18 protein-coding genes are annotated in these 20,551 nt (G+C 51.8%); 12 read left to right on the plus strand and 6 right to left on the minus strand.

Features of this window, described 5'->3' with window-relative positions:
- Positions 1-9 precede the first annotated feature (9 nt).
- On the plus strand, positions 10-1,101 hold the full coding sequence (gene rfbB / locus NDI52_RS00700) for a dTDP-glucose 4,6-dehydratase (protein WP_190772451.1): 1,092 nt from the start codon (positions 10-12) through the stop codon (positions 1,099-1,101).
- 217 nt (positions 1,102-1,318) lie between these two features.
- Positions 1,319-2,542, plus strand: coding sequence for a glycosyltransferase (locus tag NDI52_RS00705; RefSeq protein WP_199307807.1), 1,224 nt, complete (start codon positions 1,319-1,321; stop codon positions 2,540-2,542).
- Between the two features lie 64 nt (positions 2,543-2,606).
- On the opposite strand, the gene NDI52_RS00710 is transcribed toward NDI52_RS00705, so the two are convergent.
- Positions 2,607-3,071: a hypothetical protein gene (locus NDI52_RS00710; RefSeq protein WP_190789382.1), complete on the minus strand. Its 465-nt coding sequence runs from the start codon at positions 3,069-3,071 to the stop codon at positions 2,607-2,609.
- 185 nt (positions 3,072-3,256) lie between these two features.
- Between NDI52_RS00710 and NDI52_RS00715 the strand changes: the two genes are divergently transcribed.
- A complete protein-coding gene (locus tag NDI52_RS00715) occupies positions 3,257-3,634 on the plus strand; it encodes a DUF1823 family protein (RefSeq protein WP_190772453.1) in 378 nt (125 codons plus the stop codon).
- Positions 3,635-3,641: 7 nt separating this feature from the next.
- Complete coding sequence (locus NDI52_RS00720) at positions 3,642-4,805, plus strand: ABC transporter permease (protein WP_190772454.1); 1,164 nt, start codon at positions 3,642-3,644, stop codon at positions 4,803-4,805.
- Between the two features lie 86 nt (positions 4,806-4,891).
- Here NDI52_RS00720 and NDI52_RS00725 read toward each other — a convergent pair whose 3' ends face one another.
- A complete protein-coding gene (locus NDI52_RS00725) occupies positions 4,892-6,631 on the minus strand; it encodes a caspase family protein (RefSeq protein ID WP_190772455.1) in 1,740 nt (579 codons plus the stop codon).
- 273 nt (positions 6,632-6,904) lie between these two features.
- On the opposite strand from NDI52_RS00725, the gene rpmF reads away from it, so the two are divergent.
- From rpmF to psbP, 4 genes are all read left to right on the plus strand, one after another.
- Complete coding sequence (gene rpmF / locus NDI52_RS00730) at positions 6,905-7,078, plus strand: 50S ribosomal protein L32 (protein WP_190772456.1); 174 nt, start codon at positions 6,905-6,907, stop codon at positions 7,076-7,078.
- Between the two features lie 65 nt (positions 7,079-7,143).
- On the plus strand, positions 7,144-7,737 hold the full coding sequence (locus NDI52_RS00735; RefSeq protein WP_190772457.1) for a sulfite oxidase-like oxidoreductase: 594 nt from the start codon (positions 7,144-7,146) through the stop codon (positions 7,735-7,737).
- Between the two features lie 435 nt (positions 7,738-8,172).
- On the plus strand, positions 8,173-8,451 hold the full coding sequence (locus tag NDI52_RS00740; protein WP_199307809.1) for a hypothetical protein: 279 nt from the start codon (positions 8,173-8,175) through the stop codon (positions 8,449-8,451).
- Positions 8,452-8,674: 223 nt separating this feature from the next.
- Positions 8,675-9,211, plus strand: a complete 537-nt coding sequence (gene psbP / locus NDI52_RS00745) for a photosystem II reaction center PsbP (RefSeq protein WP_190772458.1) — start codon at positions 8,675-8,677, stop codon at positions 9,209-9,211.
- A 404-nt stretch (positions 9,212-9,615) separates the two neighbouring features.
- Here the strand turns inward: psbP and NDI52_RS00750 are convergent, their stop codons facing one another.
- Positions 9,616-10,713 (minus strand): serine/threonine-protein kinase, encoded by a 1,098-nt coding sequence (locus tag NDI52_RS00750; RefSeq protein ID WP_190772459.1) that lies wholly within the window; start codon positions 10,711-10,713, stop codon positions 9,616-9,618.
- On the opposite strand from NDI52_RS00750, the gene NDI52_RS00755 reads away from it, so the two are divergent.
- Entirely contained in the window at positions 10,694-10,891 is a 198-nt protein-coding gene (locus tag NDI52_RS00755; protein WP_190772460.1) for a hypothetical protein, read from the plus strand. The two genes, NDI52_RS00750 and NDI52_RS00755, sit on opposite strands and share 20 nt — an antisense overlap.
- Before the next feature lie 175 nt (positions 10,892-11,066).
- Here NDI52_RS00755 and NDI52_RS00760 read toward each other — a convergent pair whose 3' ends face one another.
- From NDI52_RS00760 to NDI52_RS00770, 3 genes are all read right to left on the minus strand, one after another.
- Positions 11,067-11,675, minus strand: coding sequence for a nucleoside triphosphate pyrophosphatase (locus tag NDI52_RS00760; protein ID WP_190772477.1), 609 nt, complete (start codon positions 11,673-11,675; stop codon positions 11,067-11,069).
- Positions 11,676-11,984: 309 nt separating this feature from the next.
- Positions 11,985-14,780 carry a preprotein translocase subunit SecA gene (secA, locus tag NDI52_RS00765; RefSeq protein WP_190772478.1) on the minus strand — a complete coding sequence of 932 codons (2,796 nt, stop codon included), beginning with the start codon at positions 14,778-14,780 and terminating at the stop codon, positions 11,985-11,987.
- A gap of 578 nt (positions 14,781-15,358) precedes the next feature.
- Entirely contained in the window at positions 15,359-16,063 is a 705-nt protein-coding gene (locus tag NDI52_RS00770) for a cytochrome b/b6 domain-containing protein (protein ID WP_190772461.1), read from the minus strand.
- A gap of 684 nt (positions 16,064-16,747) precedes the next feature.
- On the opposite strand from NDI52_RS00770, the gene rfbG reads away from it, so the two are divergent.
- From rfbG to rppB, 3 genes are all read left to right on the plus strand, one after another.
- A complete protein-coding gene (gene rfbG, locus NDI52_RS00775) occupies positions 16,748-17,926 on the plus strand; it encodes a CDP-glucose 4,6-dehydratase (protein ID WP_199307810.1) in 1,179 nt (392 codons plus the stop codon).
- 496 nt (positions 17,927-18,422) lie between these two features.
- Positions 18,423-19,127 carry a two-component system response regulator RppA gene (gene rppA, locus NDI52_RS00780; protein WP_190772462.1) on the plus strand — a complete coding sequence of 235 codons (705 nt, stop codon included), beginning with the start codon at positions 18,423-18,425 and terminating at the stop codon, positions 19,125-19,127.
- Positions 19,117-20,487 (plus strand): two-component system sensor histidine kinase RppB, encoded by a 1,371-nt coding sequence (gene rppB / locus NDI52_RS00785; RefSeq protein WP_190772463.1) that lies wholly within the window; start codon positions 19,117-19,119, stop codon positions 20,485-20,487. Before rppA ends, rppB begins: the two co-directional genes overlap by 11 nt.
- Positions 20,488-20,551 lie beyond the last annotated feature (64 nt).

A 20,551-nucleotide genomic window follows, 5' to 3' on the forward strand; every position in this document is an offset into this window, starting at 1 on the left:
AGGTAAACGATGACGACTGAATCCCTCCAGGTAGCCCGCCGCCCCCGCACAATTCTCATCACTGGAGGAGCCGGATTTATCGGTTCCAATTTTGTTCATCACTGGTGTGAAACTTATCCGGGCGATCGCGTCATCGTGCTGGATGCCCTCACCTATGCTGGTAATCGCAGCACCCTGGCCCCTCTGGAAGGGACAGCAAACCTGCGATTTGTGCATGGTGATATTTGCGATCGCCCCGTGATCGATGCCCTGTTACAAGAAGAGGCGATCGACACCATCGCCCATTTCGCCGCAGAATCCCATGTGGATCGCTCTATTCTCGGTCCGGATGCGTTTGTTCGTACCAACGTCGTTGGTACCTTCACGCTCTTAGAAGCCTTCCGCCATTACTGGGAAGCTCAGGGCAAACCCGAGGAATTCCGCTTTCTGCACGTGTCTACGGACGAGGTTTATGGCAGCTTGGGTCCTAATGACCCTGCCTTCACGGAAACTACGCCCTATACCCCTAACAGTCCCTATTCTGCCTCTAAAGCAGGAAGTGATCACCTGGCTCGGGCTTACTTCCATACTTATGGGATGCCGACGCTGATCACCAACTGTTCTAATAACTACGGCCCTTATCACTTCCCTGAGAAGTTGATTCCGTTGATGTGTATCAACATCCTGCTGGGCAAGCCGCTGCCTGTTTACGGGGATGGGCAAAATGTACGGGATTGGCTGTATGTGCGTGACCACTGCCGTGCTCTAGACTGTGTCATTCACAATGCTGTGCCCGGTGAAACCTACAACGTCGGCGGCAATAACGAGGCGAAAAATATCGATCTGGTTGGCATGCTCTGTGACCTGATGGATGAAATGGCGGAAGACCTCCCGGTTCGCCCGGCCCGACAGTTAATTACCTTTGTGAAGGATCGCCCGGGCCACGATCGCAGATATGCCATTGACGCCACTAAGATCCGCACAGAACTGGGTTGGGTACCCCAGGAAACGGTCGAAAGCGGTCTCCGTAAGACTGTGCAGTGGTACCTGGAAAATCGTGACTGGTGGCAACCCCTGCTTTCCGAGGAATACCAGGATTATTATCGGCAGGTCTACGCTTAGAACCTTATTTACTTTTCAAAGCCGCTAGCACTTATAAAGTAAGCATCAAACTGCACAGCCATAAATTATCTAGACCATGCCTTGCACTGAGCCTAGATGATTCATGGCTGTGCAATTGCTTTTGCTGGCAGAGGTGCTAGAGTAGTGTCCGTTGTTTGGGCCTGGGTAATCTCTTTAAAGGAAACACCTATTCCCATAAAACCCAACGGATATTGCTTTGCTGACTGTTCCAACTGGCCCTCTTGTTATACCAGCTGCCCCTCCGGTTACTCCAGGGAGCTTTTCTCCGGGGTCGGGGGAGGTTTTCTTTTCGCTGGTTATTCCTACTTATAACGAGAGCCAGAACATCACTTCCCTGGTCACGATTCTCAGCCAGCTCTTGGAAGGAACCTTGGGCGATCGCTATGAACTGATCGTGGTAGATGATGATAGCCCTGACCAGACCTGGGCAATCGCAGAATCCCTCAGGGCTCAGTATCCACATTTGCGGGTTATGCGGCGGCAGGGAGAAAAGGGGCTATCTACGGCGGTGATTCGGGGTTGGCAGGTGGCCCAAGGCGAGATTTTGGGGGTGATCGATGGGGATCTTCAGCATCCGCCAGAAACCCTGCTGCAACTTTTAAAGGCCGTACAAGCGGGGGTAGATTTGGCAGTGGCCAGTCGCCATGTTTCTGGGGGTGGGGTCAGCACCTGGAGCTTGACACGGCGGATTTTATCGCGAGGGGCACAGCTCGTGGGACTAGTGCTCCTGCCGGATGTCGTAAGTCGCGTCTCTGACCCCATGAGTGGCTATTTTATGGTGCGGCGGGAGGCGATCGCCGAACGTCCCCTCAGCCCGCTGGGTTACAAGATCCTGATTGAGGTGCTAGGCCGAGGCAATATTGACGAGGTAGCGGAGGTTGGCTACGTCTTCCAGGAGCGTCAGGAAGGGGAAAGCAAAGTGACCTGGCGGCAGTACTTGGATTACCTCCATCATCTATTACGATTGCGTGTAGCTCTGGGTAGACTGGGGCGCATTCGCCGTCACCTTCAGTTCCCCATGGGGCGCTTTTTGCGCTTTGGGATGGTAGGCGCGAGCGGCGTTTTTGTGGATATGGGTATCCTCTACTTGCTATACGACGTATTTGAGCTGAGGTTGACTCGCAGCGCGATTATCGCTGCTGAATTTGCCATCATCAATAACTTTATCTGGAACGATCGCTGGACGTTTGGTGACATCGCGCGTGAACAGCAAGCTTGGCGGCAGATCGCCAAACGCTTCCTCAAATTCAACATCGTCTGTCTGATGGGCCTGGTGTTAAAGGTGCTGCTGCTGAATCTTCTGTTTAACGTGTTTGGGATAAATGCTTATCTGGCAAACTTGTTGGCGATCGCCGCTGTCACTGTTTGGAACTTCTGGATTAACCTCAAGCTCAACTGGCGCGTGACCCAATTAAAATAGTTTAATCTTCAGCAAAAAATGACGGGGGAAAGCTCCCGTCATTTTTTTGCTGAAACCCCTGCTGTTAGGGTGCTGGTGGCCCACCAATGGGTGGACGGATCATCTGATGTTCCGGTCGTGTTGAAGGAGCCCAGCCTACCGGTGGTGGCATGGTTCCGCCTAACATGGCCGCTGGAGCTGACCCAATCGGTGGGGAAATGGGTTGGCTAGCCAGCAGTGTTTCTGGGTCGGCCCCTAGAGGTGGTGCATAGGGAGCCACTGGGGGTTTGGAGCCAATTGGTGGTGGAATTGAGCCCGGTTGGAGGGCGGCGTAAGCTGGATAGCCGCCGATGGGAGGTGGGATAGGTGGTAAGGATGCCCCTCCAATCGCAGGTGTTAAAGGTTGGCTGGCCACTAGATTAGCCGGAGCACTGCCAATCGGAGGTGGAATGTAGGGCTCTGCTGACGAAGTAGAGTGATAGGAAGGGGTAACAGGTTCGACGGGAGGAGACCAGCCACGCGGCGGTGGAATCGGTTGAAATGATGTCATATCAAACTCCTGGTAATTGAAGGCAAACAGCAGACAAATCTCTTCGGTACTCAGACGGCCTCTGGAGTAGGGTTGGCCGGCTGAAAGGCTTGCTTTATCGTGTACGAAGTGCACAAGAAACAACGCTTAAAGCAGTCTCTAGCAGTACTATAAATCTCTGTGTTGCTTTCCATTTCATAATTTCTGTGACTAATCTTCCACCCCTGACCCGCCAAACTATCTGGGCCATTCTCAATAACGAACTGGATGATGATACCGTCAATCGTTTGGTGTGGAATGGTTTAGGATATCGGTACGACGAAACCCTCGGAAGGTGGGAAACCTCGGAGGTTTCGCCAGAGTGGCGTGAAGCCTATCCTGAACCTCCCAACTTTATCGAGAGCCGTCCTGCCACGGTTAAGCTAACACGCGCCATTCCGGCCCAAAACAAGCAACTCTTAAAGGAGGAACTGGGGTTTTCAGGCTATAAGGTGGGCGAACTCGTACCCCGGCTGACTCGGCGGGCGACGATGGCAAATTGGCTCCTCAGTTACATGCAGCAAACCGGCTTAGACCTTTCCTGAACGACCTATGAAGTGGTGGCACAAGCTGAAGAAGAATCCTCTGGCTCGGCTAGGGGCAATAGTGTTATTGATTTTTTACCTGGCAGCGATCGCCGCTGAGTTCGTTGCACCCTACGATCCCTACGTTGCTCAGTCGGATGGTTCGCTCCTACCACCAACCCAAATCCACTGGCGCACCCAGGATGGGCAATTCTTAGGGCCGCATGTCTATCCCACTATTCAGGGGCCGGTAGAGCTGGAGACGGGCGATCGCACTCTTGAGCAAGACTTCAGCCAACCCTCCCCCATTCGTCTGTTCGTGCAGGGAGATTCCTACCGATGGCTGCAGCTTCGTCTGCCACTACCCACGCAGTTTTCCCTCACTCAACCCAAGTTTGAAGAAATCGATCTATTGCCCGGCATTCCTAGTAATCTTCATCTGTTTGGTACGACGGGGCCGGGCAAGCTAAATCTATTGGGCACAGATGAGCAGGGGCGTGATCAGTTCAGTCGTTTAGTTTACGGTGGTCGCATCAGCCTCAGCATTGGCATTGTGGGGATTCTCATCTCCTTTCCACTGGGATTATTAGTGGGAGGTATTTCAGGCTACTTCGGAGGCTTGATCGATGCGGGTTTGATGCGCATTGTAGAAGTTCTCATGACTCTCCCAGCGATCTATCTATTAGTCGCTCTTGCTGCCGTCTTGCCTCCCGGCCTGAGCAGTGCGCAACGCTTTCTGCTGATTGTGCTGATTACCTCGTTTGTGAGCTGGGCTGGGATTGCTCGGGTCATTCGAGGAGAAGTTTTATCGATTCGGGAAAGACCATTTGTTCAGGCTGCCAAAGCGATGGGAGGCCGCTCCCTCTACATTATCCTGCGCCATGTGCTGCCCCAAACGGCCACGTATGTCATTATTTCAGCTACTCTGACGATTCCCAGCTTCATCGTATCGGAGGCTGTGTTAAGCCTGATTGGGCTGGGGATTCAGCAGCCCGATCCGTCCTGGGGGAACATGCTATCCCTTGCTACCAATGCTTCTATCCTGGTTCTTCAACCCTGGCTCGTCTGGTCGCCTGCAATTCTGATTGTGCTAACTGTGCTGGCCTTTAACATCCTGGGGGATGGCTTGCGAGATGCCCTTGATCCCCGCAATTTACAGTCAAGTTCTGAACTCACTCCTGGAGAACAATAAATGAAGAGGGGGGAGCCTGGCTCCCCCCTCTTCATCCAAAGAAATTTCTGCTTCCTACGGCTACCGTCCGTCCGGTTTGCCAGACATTATTGAGGAGGCACCTCTGCCGTTTGCTGAGTTCCGGGAAGAGGTTGTACCTGGGCTTGCCAGGTAGCGATCGCCCGTTGTGCCTCTGCATAGGCGGGAGTATTGGGCGGTACATAGTTGGCCACTTGAATGGCCAAACCTAATGCTCCCTGAGATGCATTGAGATTAGCCAAATCCATGGTTTTCTGGCTCCAAACCGTAATCGAGCGCATAGCTGCCCGGTAAGTTTCGGGGCGATCGCTCGGCACCAGTTGAGCGGCGGAGATCGCTGCCTGGTAGTTTTGGGCCGCAATTACACTATCTCCACCATTTTGCCGAGCGGCTCGGCCAATGGCAATGTCAAAAATCATGGCGCTCCAGCGATCGAGAGATTGCTGTGCCTCTGCATACACTGGGTTGCCAGGAGGAATTTGTCGGAGTTGACGAATTGCTTCACCAATCTCGGATACCTGATTAGTCGGTGCGTCGCTACGGAAACGGGTAAGGGTTGCTCGGGCACTATCGAGGATCTGGCGATCACGATCCGTTGCAGCCAAATCATTTTTACCTGATGAGTCATCTCCTCCAGAGCCCACAGGGGGTAACTCAGGATTTTGAGGTGCGGCAGGGATCGGTTCAGGTTGAACGGTAGGTGACGGTGTGCCTGAATCAGTGGGTGATGGCTGTGGAGCTGCTTCTGTTCCCGATTCGCCAAGGGGTACGCTAGGAGAGGGTGGTAACGTCTCCTGTGTTCCGGGAGACGGTCGGGTCGTGGTTGGACGGGTTACTATTTCTCCATTTCTCACCACCACCAGAGCCAACAATGCTAGGAGTGTTAATCCTCCAAACAGAAGTAACTTCTGCCAGGTTTTCTCATCTTCTACGGGCACCTGCTCCTCGGAGGGAGCCGTCCCGTTGCCCATATCTGGTGGCGGTGGTGGTGGCAGTGGGGCCACGGGTGGTTCAGGGGATTGCAAAACTCCATCCTCGTCAGCAGATGAGTGAGCCTCCGATGGGCGCGATTTGCCGGGAAGCAACAGTTGATAGCGTTGCTGATCCGGAATGACGACGGCCGGATCTTGACGTGGCCGCCAGTGGTGTTCACTCAGTTCAGGAAGGCGATTGCGCAAAAATTGAGCTAACTGCTCCGGTGTCAGGCAGCCGTAGCTTCGCAACCCTTCTAACAAAACACTGGTAAACAGACCCTGCCGTAATAGCAGTGTTTCATGGGAAAACTGCTCAGGGCGACACGACAGAATAACGGGCAGTTGTAAATGCTGAGCTAACTCAAGAGTCTGTGCCCCTGCCCCCTCACCTCCTAGCGTGCCCTGGCTACGGTTCATGTCCAGCAACGTCAGAATGTTACGGGTTGGAGCTGCTTGCAAGATACCGAATAAATCTTCAACTGCAATCGCCGTGGCCGGAATCCGAGTCGGCTCGGCATCCATGGGCAAGAGGTAGTCTTTGTTCTGATATTGAGCTCCGTATCCGCTAAAAAACAACCACAACACATCATCAGGGCATAGACGGTGCTGGCACACATCCGTTAGCAAATCCAGAATTGTGTCTCGGTTTGGCGCAGGCTGACTGCTCCCATCCGGTGTCGCGTTATCACTTAACAGAAAACATTGCTCAATAGGGATTCCCCCTTCCATCGCCCAAACATGTTGCATGGCCTGGGCGTCCCGCTCTGCATAGGTCAGCGGTTGAAAGTTCTCGTATTGGTTGATTCCAATGGCGATCGCCCAGTAATTCACCATAATTTTGATGCCCTACCCCTCGCGCCTATAACTGCCTACAGGATTCCCACCTGAGCCCGCTGGATCGATCCATACTTCAAAGCCAGATGAGCTGATTTCCTAACAGTCAAACATAGCGCAACTTCCCAAAAGTGAATGCATGAAATGACGGCATTCGGGGATTTTCAGCTAAGGGGTAACAGGAACAACTTGCTGTTTCTATTACCCCTTGTTTTTTTACTCTCATTGCACTAACCTTGAAAGGTTGTGAACATTTTGATAGGCGCAGTCATCATGGCGGTTCCTAAGAAGAAAACCTCGAAATCTAAGCGAGATCAGCGTCGTGCGACGTGGCGTCGGAAAGCTGAGCTTCAGGCCAAGCGTGCCCTTTCTTTGGGTAAGTCGGTTCTGACTGGGCGTTCCTCTAGCTTCGTATATCCCACTGACGAGGAAGAAGACGAAGAGTAAATTCGTCATACAGTTACGAATCCGGTATGCTGGCGGTAATGGCAGCTCTTTTAGGGTAAGTTCCTATGCTGGGCAAGTTCTTTCGCAAGCCTGATCCTGAACTAGGCGATCGCGTTCCGCCAGGCCAACACCTCGCGAGCGGTTTCCCAGTTCTCACCTATGGTGAAACGCCATCGGTAGATCAAAGCGCCTGGGAGTTTCACGTTTGGGGGCTCGCCACACCCGCCACATTCCACTGGAATGATTTTATGGCGATGCCGCAGAGCGACTTCACCGCTGATTTTCATTGCGTCACAACCTGGTCAAAGCTGGATGTGCAATGGACTGGGGTGAAAGTTACCGATTTTATGAAGCACATTGAGGTGCCTCCCACTGCAACCCATGTGTTGCAGCATTGCTATGGAGGGTACACCACAAATCTTCCTCTCGAAGATTTTGTGCGAGACGAAAACTTTTTTGCCCACACCCTGTTTGGCGAACCCCTTCCTGTGCCCCATGGTGGGCCAATGCGTACAGTTGTTCCCCATCTCTATGCCTGGAAGAGTGCGAAGTGGATTCGCGGGCTAGAGTTCCTCGATCACGATGAGGCAGGCTTTTGGGAGCGTAATGGCTACCATCATCGGGGTGACCCGTGGGAAGAAGAGCGCTATAGTGTTTAGGCTTATTAGTAAGCTGATGTTGCGTTTCCTTCACTATCGCAACGCCTCCTAAGCTCTCAGTAAACTACTCATAGAAAAAGACTTGCTATAGGAAGAAGTCGAACATAAAACTATAGTTTTATGTTCGACTTCTTCCTATAGCAAATCGTGGGAGACTCTATCCGAAGAGAGTTTTTCGTAATTTTGACGTAGCTATAGCCCTTTGCAGCCCATAGCCATATTTTGTTGTCTAATTTTCAGGTTTATCATGGAGATGAGGGGTAGTTAACCCTATAACGTCTCCTGGGGTGAGCGTCTCGGCTACTGCACATCAGTCGAGCCTGTCGCGAATACGTAGGAATTTCATAGCCAGGGGCCGCCGACCGACGCTTCACCACACGTTTCGGTCGCATTGAACGCACTGTCTCTTCACGGATCAAGTCTGTGCTACTGCCTATGAACGCGTCCCGACGAGCCGGTTTTCAAATGGCCAACGATTGTTTTCGTAAAGCAGCTCACGCTCGTTGGCATCGACAACAAAGTAAACTTCATATTCTGCGATCGCAACTCGGTTTTCGCGAAGCGGAAAACACCCGTCCACTTGTATGCCAGGATTGCATTCACTACCACGGCATTGCCTATGGATGTGGGGAAAATCGAGCGATGCTCATCTGCGGCTTCTATCCTCTTGGTTGGGACGGAGACCTGTGCCCAGAATGGTGCGGCCCAGCCTAAAGAAGATTAGTTTAACTATGTTCTGGAGTATGAAACCAGGTTTCAAACCCAAGGCATACCCACCCAAACTCGTTATGAGCGCGTGTTTTTTGTGCGCGAAGCGCACGAAAAACACGCCCCAAATCAGGCATTACAGATTGATGTACAACGTACGTTAATCTGTAATGTTTTGTAAGTTACTGAAGATGGGAGAATAGAAGCAGTTTTGTCGAGAGCAAGGGTCATGCTGAAACGAATTGCCGTTCTCCTGCTAGTCAGTTTGGTGGTTATCTTGCAGGGGTGTTCGGTCGGAACAACGTTGCAGAGCTATGCAGATAACTATGATGGATACGAGTTTTTGTATCCCAATGGTTGGGTAACAGTCAAAGTACCCGGTGGTCCCGATGTGGTGCTGCATGACCTGATTGAAGAAACAGAAAACGTGAGTGTCATCATTAACCCCGTACCCGATGGCAAAACTCTGGAAGATCTGGGTACTCCCAGCGAAGTTGGGTATCGCTTACAGAAACAGGCGATCGCCCCTGCCGATTCTGGGCGGCAAGCAGAACTCATTAGTGCCGATCGCAAAGACGTTGACGGGAAAACTTATTACTTATTGGAGTACGAAGTCAAACTCCCGAATCAAATTCGACACAACCTTGCGAGTGTCATTGTGCGTCGGGGTCAGCTCTTCACCTTCAATCTCTCAACCACCCAGCGTCGATGGGAAAAAGTTCAAGACCAGTTTCGTAAGGTTGTAAATTCCTTCTCTGTTTACTAACCACTGATAGCCATCTAGCTCTGAGTAAGAAGAGAGGGCAGGGTAAAATACCTGCCTTCTCTTTTTGCCCTAAACTAGGCGTCCCTAAACAAAACAGGGCTTACGCATTCTTGTTATGTACTGTGTGCTTTCATCACACAACAAGAATGCGTAAGCCCTATAAAACTCCGATTTTTGCGTGCGCTTAGTGTACGCAAAAATGGGCACTTCAGCTTATAGGATTGCTCAAAAACAAGGGTATTTTCTGTAAAGTACCTGCTCAGCCGGTACTTTAGATCATCCAAGAAGAAATAAGTTTGCAGTTAAGGAGATTTTCAGCAATGAATTTACCCAGGATGTTGGTGCTTTGCCCGCAAAACGGGCAAAGCACCAACATCCTGGGTAAATTCTTAGGCAAAAACTCTCTAAGAGGGATACCGGCGAGAGTTGTACTCAGAGCCGAGCAGATCTTTCCGTTGTTTTTTTTGATGTTGGCGTAGTCGGGAGCGCCACTGCCGAATTTGTTCTGCAGTTCTTGAGAAGGGGGAATAGCTCGAAGAGGAGGAGTCTTCTTCTACACTGTCAGTCAACTGGCGTTTAGTTGTCATGCAATCCGCCAGGTTGTCCATGTAGGATTCCAGTTCGAGGGCTCGCTGGACTTGCTCAACCGTGTGGTAACGCTCGCTCACCGACACTTTCAGCATCTTGTCAAGGATGCGGGCCAGGAAATCACTAACATAGACTTCCTGTTCCCAGCGCAATTCGCCGGTCAAGGGGTCGTAGTCAAACTCCATGGGAGGCTTGCCTGTGAGGAGATAGAGGCAAGTGACACCGACCGCATAAATGTCGCTGGAGAAGGTGGGCCGCATTGCCAACTGCTCGGGTGGAGCAAAGCCCAGAGTACCCACAAATTGTGTGGTCATGCCGCCGCCTGTACGGTCATTTTCAACAATCTCTTCTTTAACAGCACCAAAGTCAATTAAAACGAGGCGACCGTCATCATCGCAGCGAATGATGTTAGGGGGTTTGATATCCCGGTGAATAACCTGCTGCTTATGGACATAATCAAGAATCGGAAGAATCTCTCGTAGAAAGCGTTTAACGTAGCTTTCGGATTGAGGGCCGTTCTTTTTAATTTCCTTGGCTAGGGTGTTACCTGGTACATATTCCTGTACAAGGTAAAACTCTCCATCTACCTGAAAATAATCCAGCAAGCGTGGAATTTGGGCATGGCTACCCAGTTGGCTGAGAATTTTTGCTTCTCGCTCAAATCGTTCGCAGGCTCGCTTGATGGCAACATCGTTGTTTACCTTGGGGCACAACTGTTTGATAACGCAATAGGGATTTCCAGGAAGTAGCATATCCTGGGCCAGGAACGTTACCCCAAAGCCCCCTCTTCCTAAGGCTTTAATGACTTGGTAGCGATCGCGAAACCGTTGTTCTGTACCGCAAGCTCCGTTCAAGTCCGTAGATCCCTGGGGATTGGAGCGACGAGAGTTCAGTATGGCTGTAGAAAAATCCATAGACCTCGCAGGGGTAGCAGACCTGGACAGAGTAGCTTTGATTGTAGAAATTTTAGAACGAAACTTAATGAATGCCAAAGAATCAGGGAAAATCTTCGGAAAAGCTTACAGAGAAGCCGCTACCATCCCCATTAGACAAAGATTAACAGAAGCTATAGAGAGCTTAGAAATCTCATGAGCTAGCTGCACAAAGACTTTAAGGAAATAAAGGGTTTATAAAGATTGTCACAAATTCCCGGGGTAGATACTTCCGTAAATCTGGTGAAATCAGGGATAGAAGCGGCACTCAGGGACTGAGGAAGACCTATGAGGCCTAACTAAGGGTTACGCACTCCTACGGAAAATCCTGGATTCTACGGACACTTCGGCCAGAAATCCACAGCATCATACCCCAATTCCTCTAGCATTTCCCGAAGCAGTGGCAGACTGAGGCCGATGACATTGGTATGGCACCCGACCAATTTCTCGACAAACAGTCCCCCCTTGCCTTCCAAGGCAAAGCACCCAGCACAGCTTAAGGGTTCCCCTGTAGCGACGTAGGCTGCAATTTGGCGATCGCTCACCTCTGCAAAGTGAACCTCGGTCATCCGGTAGCGAACCAAGGTTTGCGAGTTGTCCGTATCTACCAACGCATGCCCTGTATAAAGTTGACCCATCTGGCCCCGCATTTGTTTCCATCGGGCGATCGCTTCCTCTGCATCCGCAGGCTTGCCATGAATTTCTCCATCGATCGCCAGTACAGAGTCGCAGCCCAACACCAGCGCTTTAGAAAACTGCTGAGCTACTACTTCTGCCTTACCCAGAGCCAACTGCTGTACCAGCTCTACAGGGTTGCTGCTTTGAATTTGGCTTTCATCAAAATCACTGGCCTGAACTGTGGGTTCGATACCTGCCGTTTGTAAGAGGCGACGACGGGCTGGAGAAGCGGATGCTAATACAAACAAAGGAGCCTGGGAAGTCATGGCAGCAGTTGTGAGGATAGTTGCGTGCATTCCAACGCTGAGATTAACAGAAGTGGGGACGATCGCCAATTCGGCCGAATTTTTCCTCTTAGCCTAATATTTAACCTGAGTTCGGGTTAAGGGCGTTTTCGAGTGCCGCGCAACGCGCGGCACTCGAAAACGCTTATTTTGGCGTGCGTTTTGCGCACGCCAAAATAAGCACTTCAGCTTATCCCGAACTGAAGTTAACTAAAGTGACAAAGGCTATAGAAATCCAATAAAAAGCAGGAGTGACAAAGGCACTCCTGCTTTTTGTATTTGAGCCTCAGTTTAGACTGATTCCGTTGCCTGAACCTGAACAGCAGGTTGGGGCTGGGGTTGGAACTGGAACAGAGAGTAAACCACGTTCCGACGGATATCCGTCATCATGTTCAAGAACAACTCGTAACCTTCGCTCTTGTACTCAATGAGTGGGTCTTTCTGGCCGTAACCCCGCAGGCCAACTGACTCTCGCAGAGCATCCATTTGTTGCAGGTGTTCCCGCCACAGGGTGTCGATTTGTTGAAGGATGAAGAATCGCTCAGCATCCCGCATCAGGCCGGGTTTGATGGTGTCTACCTGGGCCTCCTTAAGGTCATAGGCGATGCGTACCTGCTCATGGAGGAAGGTCTTGATTTCGCCGGGAGAGAGGTCTTCCAACTGGGAGGATTCTAGATCCGCCAGTAGATAAACAAACTCTTTAACCTTGCCCACCATCTTGTCCAGTTCCCACTCTTCGGGTGGTAGGTCGGGGTTGACGTAGGCGTTGACGATGTCATCCATGGTCAACTCGGCATACTTCACCACCTGTTCCTTCAGGTCTTGACCTTCTAGAACCCGGCGACGCTCAGCGTAGATAGCACGACGCTGGTTGTTCATCACCTCGTCATACTCAAACACCTGTTTCCGGATGTCGTAGTAGTGGGTTTCCACTTTCTTCTGAGCCCCTTCCAGGGAGCGGGTAAGGATACCCGATTCAATCGGCATATCTTCTTCAACGCGGAAGGCGTTCATCAAGCCGGCAACGCGATCGCCCCCGAAGATCCGCAGCAGGTTATCTTGCAAGCTCAGGAAGAATCGGGTAGAACCGGGGTCGCCCTGGCGACCCGCACGGCCCCGCAATTGGTTATCAATCCGGCGAGACTCGTGACGCTCTGTACCAATGACATGCAGACCACCCAGAGTTACGACTTCTTCGTGTTCCCGTTTGGTGTACTGCTCGTATTCGTACTTGATCAGGTTGTAGGCTTCTCGTAACTGCAGGATGACCTGGTCGTTAATCGGGGCTTTTTCAGAAGCCGTCGCCACCATATCTTCCGCTTTCAGTTCAGGAATAGACTGTTCGCCATACTGCTGCACCGCGAAATCTACCGCTTCCTTCAACATCTTCTCCGCTTCGGCTGTCAGTTGGGCGGGATAGATTTGTGGCGATGCCTTCCAGGTTTTGACCTTTTTGGGGCCGTTGGCAAAGCCCTGCCCACCACTACGGCGAGCATTTCCCGACATAGGACGAACGACACCGAACCCGTCGTCTTCTGGTTGCACAATACGGGGCATGAAGTATTCCCGTACTTTAAGACGAGCCATGTACTCGGCGTTACCCCCAAGGATAATGTCGGTTCCCCGGCCTGCCATGTTGGTGGCAATGGTTACAGCCCCCTTACGGCCTGCCTGAGCGATAATCTCAGATTCTCGCTCTACGTTCTCTGGCTTTGCGTTCAGCAGGTTGTGGGGCACCTGTAATTGGGACAGCAGGTTGGAGAGAACTTCAGACTTCTCCACACTGGTTGTTCCTACCAGTACTGGGCGGCCCATTTCGTGCATCTCAGCACACTCCTGGGCGACGGCTTTCCATTTCGCTTCTTCCGTCTTGTAAACCACATCCGACAAATCTTGCCGCACGTTAGTGCGGTTAGTGGGGATGATAGTGACTTCCAGGTTGTAGATCTTTTCGAATTCCGCCTCTTCTGTCTTAGCGGTACCGGTCATCCCCGCCAGTTTTGGATAGATTCGGAAGAAGTTCTGGTAGGTGATCGTCGCCATAGTCTGAGTCTCTGGCTGAATCTCTACATGCTCTTTGGCTTCCACAGCCTGGTGTAGACCATCACTCCAGCGACGACCCGGCATAACCCGTCCGGTAAATTCGTCCACGATCACCACTTCGCCATCTCGAACGATGTAGTTTACGTCCTTGATGAACAGTTCTTTGCCCTTAATGGCGCTAAAGATGTAGTGCGCCCAGGGATCGGCAGGGTCAAACAGGTCCTTCACGCCCAGCAATTGCTCAGCGCGGATGAAACCTTCGTCTGTCAGCAGTACGTTGCGCTGCTTCTCATCGACTTCGTAGTGCTCTTCGTTGTTGAGTTGAGCAGCGACTTCAGCGGCTCGCAGGTATTTCTCGCTGGGGCGATCGACCTGACCCGAAATGATCAGCGGTGTCCGGGCCTCATCAATGAGTACAGAGTCTACTTCGTCGATGACACAGTAGTTAAAGGGGCGCTGCACCACCTCGTCCATCGTGGTGGCCATGTTGTCGCGCAGGTAGTCAAACCCTAACTCGCTGTTGGTGGCGTAAGTGATGTCGCAGCCGTAGTTACGACGGCGATCGGGGGGCGACATGGATTGCTGGATCAAACCAACCGTCAGGCCAAGAAAACGGTGCACCTGTCCCATCCACTCGGCGTCCCGGCGGGCCAGGTAGTCGTTCACAGTCACAACGTGAACGCCTTTTCCGGAGAGTGCGTTCAGGTAAGCCGGTAAAGTCGATACCAGGGTTTTACCTTCCCCAGTTTTCATTTCAGCGATTTGGCCATCATGAAGGACCATACCGCCGAGGAGCTGTACATCGAAGTGGCGCAGGCCCAGTACCCGACGCCCCGCTTCTCGAACAACTGCAAAAGCTTCAGGCAGCAGGTCATCCAGGGTTTCGCCTTTTTCAAGCCGCTGTTTGAACTCTGCGGTTTTGCCTCGTAATTCTTCGTCCGACAGTGCTTGCATGTCGGGTTCGAGGGAGTTCACCAACGCGATATCCGGTTGATATTTCTTGAGCTTGCGGGCGTTGGGATCACCTAACAGAGTTTTCAACATAGCAAAGCAAAAGTGTAAAGTATGCTGCGTTTGATGGGGATTGGAGCGGAGGGCAAAGGGTCTAGTCGACCCTCCGGCAGTAGCCTGAAACTGCTGAAACCGCTTGCGAACGATTCCTGTGGAGACGGCGAAGCCGATCGCCAGAACAGTTATAGCCACGTAGATTCATCCTACCACCTGGCCACAAAACCGGAATTGCGGATGCCCGCACCTGTCACGAGCATAACTTATCGTTACCGATTGGGTTAAAGGGAGAGGGGAATGAAGCATACCCTCTCTTTTTAACCCAACCGGTAATAGCTCAATCAGGAAAGTTAGGAGAAAGTTAGGAGGTAGAGGAAAGATCCCGGTTCAAGCGTGCTCTTCCTTATATAGGTGGCTTGTGTAAGCCGTGTTAATTCTAAGGAGATTTCCAGTAATGAAATTACCCCCAGAATGTTGGTGCCTTGCCCGCTTCGCGGGCAAAGCACCAACATTCTGGGTAAATTCTTATGCAGAAACCTCCTAAGTTCGGGGTAAGGACTGCTTTAATAGCGGCACATTACGTGACTATCAAAGTAGTCCTGACTCTGAACTGGCTATTTGAACAAGGGAGCGATCCACGCGATCGCCAGACTCAGCAGAATACTTATTTCTGCCACCTTGTAGGCTGTGAGGGTTTGAACCCAGAGGGCGATCGCATCCAAACTCCAGGTTTTGTGGCTTTGGAGGATTTGGGGCCACCAGTGGCGAGGATGATCTTGGGGACGGAAGCGCCAGTCCCAGATGGATAGGAGCAAGGGCCGACCACCAATTTTGGCACTCATGAGCAGGTGCAGCGCCAGCGCCATAACCAGACCGACCCAGGCCGTTAAATGGGCATAGTACCAAGCGTGGGTGAGTTCTCCCTGAGGTAACCAGGTAGAATCCATCATCTTTCCGGTGAACAAGGCTGTCGTGAGGGCCAGTAGCATGAGGCTATTGGTGGCCCGGTGTAGGGTGTACCACCAGATAGGCTGACCGATCTGTTGCAGGTGATCGGCTGTGTTGGTTTGTAGTAGGCGGTTCTGACCGCGTCGCAAGGCGTAAATAGTTAGCGCAGGAAAGAGCAACAACGTCCACAGCCCGAAGGTGCCATGAATACCTTCAACGGCTCGCCATAGGGGAAGCGGCAAGCCACCCCAACGATTGTCATAGGTCGTGTAAGTCCAGTAGGCCGTGAGGATGGCAGCGATCGCACACCCCCCGGTTAGACCATGCAGCAACCGAAGTAATAGGGGTTGGTAAGGACGGGAGGCAGGCATAGTTTGGCGATACGGGAGGATAGTTTGGCGATACGGGAGGGAAGTTGGGAGTTTAACAGCAAAAGCTAGAACCGATAGAGTGCTCAGAGGCAGTCGCGCTCAAGGGCAATCGCCACAAAAGCCCTACCGGAATATCTGGAGCGTCGAACCAGAAATGGCTACAACGATGTTCCTGGTCTTACCCAATAAATTGTTTATGACCTTAGTGAAATATCTATGAAAAATTGGATGATTGTAGAAAATTTTCTTGGAAGAAGTTTTAGAAAGCTTTGACTTTGTAACTGAAAGTACGAAGGAAATTAGGGGGGTACCTGGTAAATTAAGAAAAATTTGTAGTGGGAAACTGCAATGCTTTGCTAGACAGGCATCGTATCCTTTTGATCCAAATCTTCACAGCTGTTCTGTGGCTGATACGGGCTGTTGAAGCATTTATTTCACCCTTTGGATGGGTTTCAAAGATGTATTTGAAGGTTGAAATATATAGCTACACAACAGAGTTCGGTTGCATCTTTAATATTGGTTTTCTTCATTCGCCGGGCCACCCTTCTGTAGAGCCCGGTTAATGTTAAGTCCCTAACGTTTTGAGCGAGTTACCTGTAGGTCTCAGGCATTTCATAGGGATTTCACGCTTCCTTGGCATGCTGTAAAACTGTCTACCCCTTTCCGTTGAGAAGCACTCTGCATATGTATCCAACGAACCAGTGGAACCAGATCGACCCAGAATTTTGGCGCGGTAAGCGGGTTTTTGTGACAGGGCACACGGGCTTTAAAGGAAGCTGGCTTTGCCTTTGGCTTCAATATTTGGGGGCACAGGTTACCGGATATGCGATCGCCCCGCCTACCTCTTCCAATCTGTTTGAGCTGGGGCAAGTGGGAACCGGCATGGTGTCGATTCACGGCGACGTCTGTGACCCAGTAGCGCTAAAGCAGGCGATGACAGATAGCCAGCCTGAAATTGTGTTTCATTTGGCGGCCCAAGCCTTGGTGCGATCGTCCTATAGTGCACCAGCGATGGCCTACCAGGCCAATGTGATGGGTGCCGTGAATGTGTTAGAAGCCGTGCGGCAAACCCCCAGTGTACGGGCGGTCGTGAATGTAACCTCTAACGCCTGTTATGAAAACCGGGGATGGCAGAACGGCTATCGAGAAACCGACCCTCTGGGTGGCTATGACCCCCACAGCAATAGCAAAGCCTGTGCGGAGATGGTGACAGCAACCTATCGCAACACCTTCTTCAACCCTCTGTCCTACGGTGACCATGGGGTAGCTGTTGCGACGGCTCGCAGCAGTAACGTTATCGGTGGTGGGGACTGGGCGACGGATCGCCTGGTGCCGGATGTGATGAAAGCATTGTTAGCAGGTAAATCAGTGGTCGTCCGCAACCCCCGAGCAACCCGCCCCTGGCAGCATGTTCTAGAACCCCTGCAAGGTTACCTGTTACTGGCAGAACGGCTTTACCAGGAAGGGATTATCTTTGCGGAACCCTGGAACTTTGGCCCGGATGAACGCCATTGTGAGATGGCAGGGGCGATCGCCGACCAACTCTACATCCTGTGGGGCAGCCCTAACAACTGGCAGCCAGAGGCTGAGATATCTGACCTGTACGAACGCGCTTTCCTCAAGCTGGATTCTACAAAGGCTCGCAGTCGCCTGGGATGGCACATTGTTCTGGATTTGAAGACAGCGCTTCGCTGGGTTGTGGATTGGACGAAAGCCTATCAGGTCGGTGAGGATGTGCGATCGCTCAGCCTGGGTCAGATTCGCCAATTTATGTCTATTGCTCAGAGCCGTAGCAGTTCGCGTACGTTGGCTGATGCTGCCCGTGATCCCGAAACGATGAAGCGCCTGTGGTCCTGTTGCTGACCTAATATTCAGGGCTAGAGCGTTTAGGACGAGTCGTTGCCGCAGAGAGTCTGCCAAAGTTTGGGCTCAAATTGTTGAGCAAATTTGGGTGTACTTGCCTGGAAGCCATGGCTACAAGCGCAAAAACTGCCTTCATGAGGTCGAGGGTAAAACCGCTCCTTTGTGAAGACCGATTTTGCTCCTGTAGTATCAATTTAGTTCTGACAAAAATGAGGTTGCTCCCAAAGGATCTTGTATTCAATACCGCCCTCCCTGGGTTAATCCCTAGTACGCTGAGGCGGAAATCCATCACCTATGTTTTTGTGTAGGGTGCGAAGCACCCTACACAAAAACATAGGTTACGAACTTAGGCCGCAGCCTACTAGGGTGGTGGATAGGGTTATAAACGTGCAGTTCTGAGTTAATTTCCTCCAGCATCTATGGGAAACCCATTAAGGGTTAATCCTTAGCTCTGGGGGACTCCAGTAGTTGAGCACAGCAGTGACATAAGAGGCATATGCGAATTCTTCTGGTAGAAGATGAGCCCGATTTGGGCCTGGCTATTAAATGGGCTCTCAAGCAGGAAAAGTATGTAGTGGATTGGGCTCAAACGGGGCCGGAGGGTTGGGAGTATCTGGACAACCCTACATCCCACTATGTAGTTGCCATTTTGGATTGGCTCTTACCGGGAATGTTGGGTATTGAGCTTTGCCAACGGTTGCGGCAACGGCAAAACCCTCTGCCCGTACTGATGCTGACGGCACGCGATCGCCTTGCGGACAAAGTGGCTGGTCTGGATGCCGGAGCCGACGACTATCTTATCAAGCCTTTTGATATGGAAGAGTTATTAGCACGGGTACGGGCTTTACAGCGGCGATCGCCCCACCACCCCGTGCAGCAGGTCCGCATCGGTAACCTCCTGCTTGACTACACGAGCCGCCTAGTGTTTTACCAGGCCGAAGCGTCTGAGAACCCGCAACCCATTGTTCTGACTAATAAAGAATTTCAGCTTTTGGAGTACTTTATGAGTCATCCCCATCACCTTGTTAGCAGCGAGCAACTCCTGGCCCAACTCTGGGAAATGGAAACCGAAGTTGCCAGTAATGTAGTCGCTGCCCAGATGCGTTTGCTGCGGCGTAAATTGGCCCAATATGGCTACGCTGACCTGATCGAAACTGTGCCCAGCATGGGCTATCGCATTAATCCCACCTATGTCCAGTAGCCCACCGTTTCGCCTGAGCCGCCGCCGCCTCGCTGCCTGGTATACCGGGGTCATGTCCCTGATCCTGATTGCCGGAAGCTATGCCATTTATCGCCTGGTGGTGCATGCCCGTTGGATGCACCTGGAACGGGGAATGCAGCAGATGGCGATCGTCCTGGAACGCCGTCTTCAGCCCATGCTGGAACAACCTGGCCAGATTGATTTGAGCCAGGGAGAGCAACTACCGGGCCTATGTGTGAAGGATATGCCCTGTTTTTCCTCTGCTCGCCCTGAGCCCTTCATTACGCAACTTCAAACCGAACTGGATGACATGTCATCTCTGGCGAAGGATAGATACTGCATCCGATTTCTAGATTTGGCAGGAAACCCAGTCGCGACCCTTAGCATCCCTCAAACCAACACATCTTGCACGTCGAAGAAATTTTGGAAATGGCTGCGCGATGGCGATCGCGAGCACTATCATCAAAAGCGCTATCCCCTCCATACCCTGAACCATGATGAATGGGGCACATTGCAAATTGCTCGCTCCCTCAACACGTTGGATATTTACCTATTAGGAGTGGAGTTAACGTTGCTGGGGCTGTTACTGCTGGCGATCGCCCTGGTGGGCTATGCCAGTTGGTGGCTAGCCGGGATGGCCATGCAACCGGTGCAGCAATCCTATGAGCGAATGCAGCAATTCACCGCTGATGCGGCCCATGAACTCCGAACCCCGGTAGCGGCGATTCGAGCCATGGTACAAGCTGCCCTCCGCTCATCAGAGTTATCGCCCGAAGAGGTGAATGCGACGCTGCAAACCGTGGATCGCCAGAGCCAACGGCTTTCTCGGTTGATGCAAGACCTCCTCGTACTCTCGCAACTGGAGCAGGATAAGGAAACCCACACTCGAAAAATCTGCGACCTCAGCCTTTTACTCAAGGATGTAATCGATGAGTTCCAGGGAATTGCCATCAACGCTCAGTTACAGCTACGCCTGGAACTGCAAACTGCTGGGCCTGTGCATGTGCTTGGGCAGCCTGAGCAACTGCACCGGGCTGTGGCTAATTTAGTGAGCAATGGAATTCAATACACTCCTGCGGGTGGCCAGGTAACTGTGCAGTTGCTCAATGAGGCAACCTATGAAGCGACAATTCGTGTCAAAGATACCGGAGTCGGAATATCACCCGAAGCTCAGAGCAAAATTTTTGACCGCTTCTACCGCGTGGATAAGGAGCGATCGCGCCACTCGGGGGGAGCCGGTCTAGGGTTAGCCATTGTGCAGGCCATTGTCCACGCCCATAAGGGTACAGTCCACGTTGAGAGTGAGCCCGGTCGAGGCAGTGTATTTACAATTCGACTCCCCGTCTTGCTGGTGCTGTAGATACAGCCTTTGGAACTGCAAAACGGCCCTATCGGAGCTATTTTGTACAAGACTTACGCATTTG

It is taken from the genome of Leptolyngbya sp. PL-A3 (assembly GCF_039962325.1).
In the GTDB taxonomy this organism is placed as follows: Bacteria; Cyanobacteriota; Cyanobacteriia; order Elainellales; family Elainellaceae; genus Vacuolonema.

Coding starts and splice junctions, on each gene's coding strand:
- rfbB (WP_190772451.1), top strand. CDS start 10: ATGACGACTGAATCCCTCCAGGTAGCCCGCCGCCCCCGCACAATTCTC.
- NDI52_RS00710 (WP_190789382.1), bottom strand. CDS start 3,071: ATGACATCATTTCAACCGATTCCACCGCCGCGTGGCTGGTCTCCTCCC.
- NDI52_RS00720 (WP_190772454.1), top strand. CDS start 3,642: ATGAAGTGGTGGCACAAGCTGAAGAAGAATCCTCTGGCTCGGCTAGGG.
- NDI52_RS00725 (WP_190772455.1), bottom strand. CDS start 6,631: ATGGTGAATTACTGGGCGATCGCCATTGGAATCAACCAATACGAGAAC.
- rpmF (WP_190772456.1), top strand. CDS start 6,905: ATGGCGGTTCCTAAGAAGAAAACCTCGAAATCTAAGCGAGATCAGCGT.
- NDI52_RS00735 (WP_190772457.1), top strand. CDS start 7,144: ATGCTGGGCAAGTTCTTTCGCAAGCCTGATCCTGAACTAGGCGATCGC.
- NDI52_RS00740 (WP_199307809.1), top strand. CDS start 8,173: ATGAACGCGTCCCGACGAGCCGGTTTTCAAATGGCCAACGATTGTTTT.
- psbP (WP_190772458.1), top strand. CDS start 8,675: ATGCTGAAACGAATTGCCGTTCTCCTGCTAGTCAGTTTGGTGGTTATC.
- NDI52_RS00755 (WP_190772460.1), top strand. CDS start 10,694: ATGGCTGTAGAAAAATCCATAGACCTCGCAGGGGTAGCAGACCTGGAC.
- NDI52_RS00750 (WP_190772459.1), bottom strand. CDS start 10,713: ATGGATTTTTCTACAGCCATACTGAACTCTCGTCGCTCCAATCCCCAG.
- NDI52_RS00760 (WP_190772477.1), bottom strand. CDS start 11,675: ATGACTTCCCAGGCTCCTTTGTTTGTATTAGCATCCGCTTCTCCAGCC.
- secA (WP_190772478.1), bottom strand. CDS start 14,780: ATGTTGAAAACTCTGTTAGGTGATCCCAACGCCCGCAAGCTCAAGAAA.
- NDI52_RS00770 (WP_190772461.1), bottom strand. CDS start 16,063: ATGCCTGCCTCCCGTCCTTACCAACCCCTATTACTTCGGTTGCTGCAT.
- rfbG (WP_199307810.1), top strand. CDS start 16,748: ATGTATCCAACGAACCAGTGGAACCAGATCGACCCAGAATTTTGGCGC.
- rppA (WP_190772462.1), top strand. CDS start 18,423: ATGCGAATTCTTCTGGTAGAAGATGAGCCCGATTTGGGCCTGGCTATT.
- rppB (WP_190772463.1), top strand. CDS start 19,117: ATGTCCAGTAGCCCACCGTTTCGCCTGAGCCGCCGCCGCCTCGCTGCC.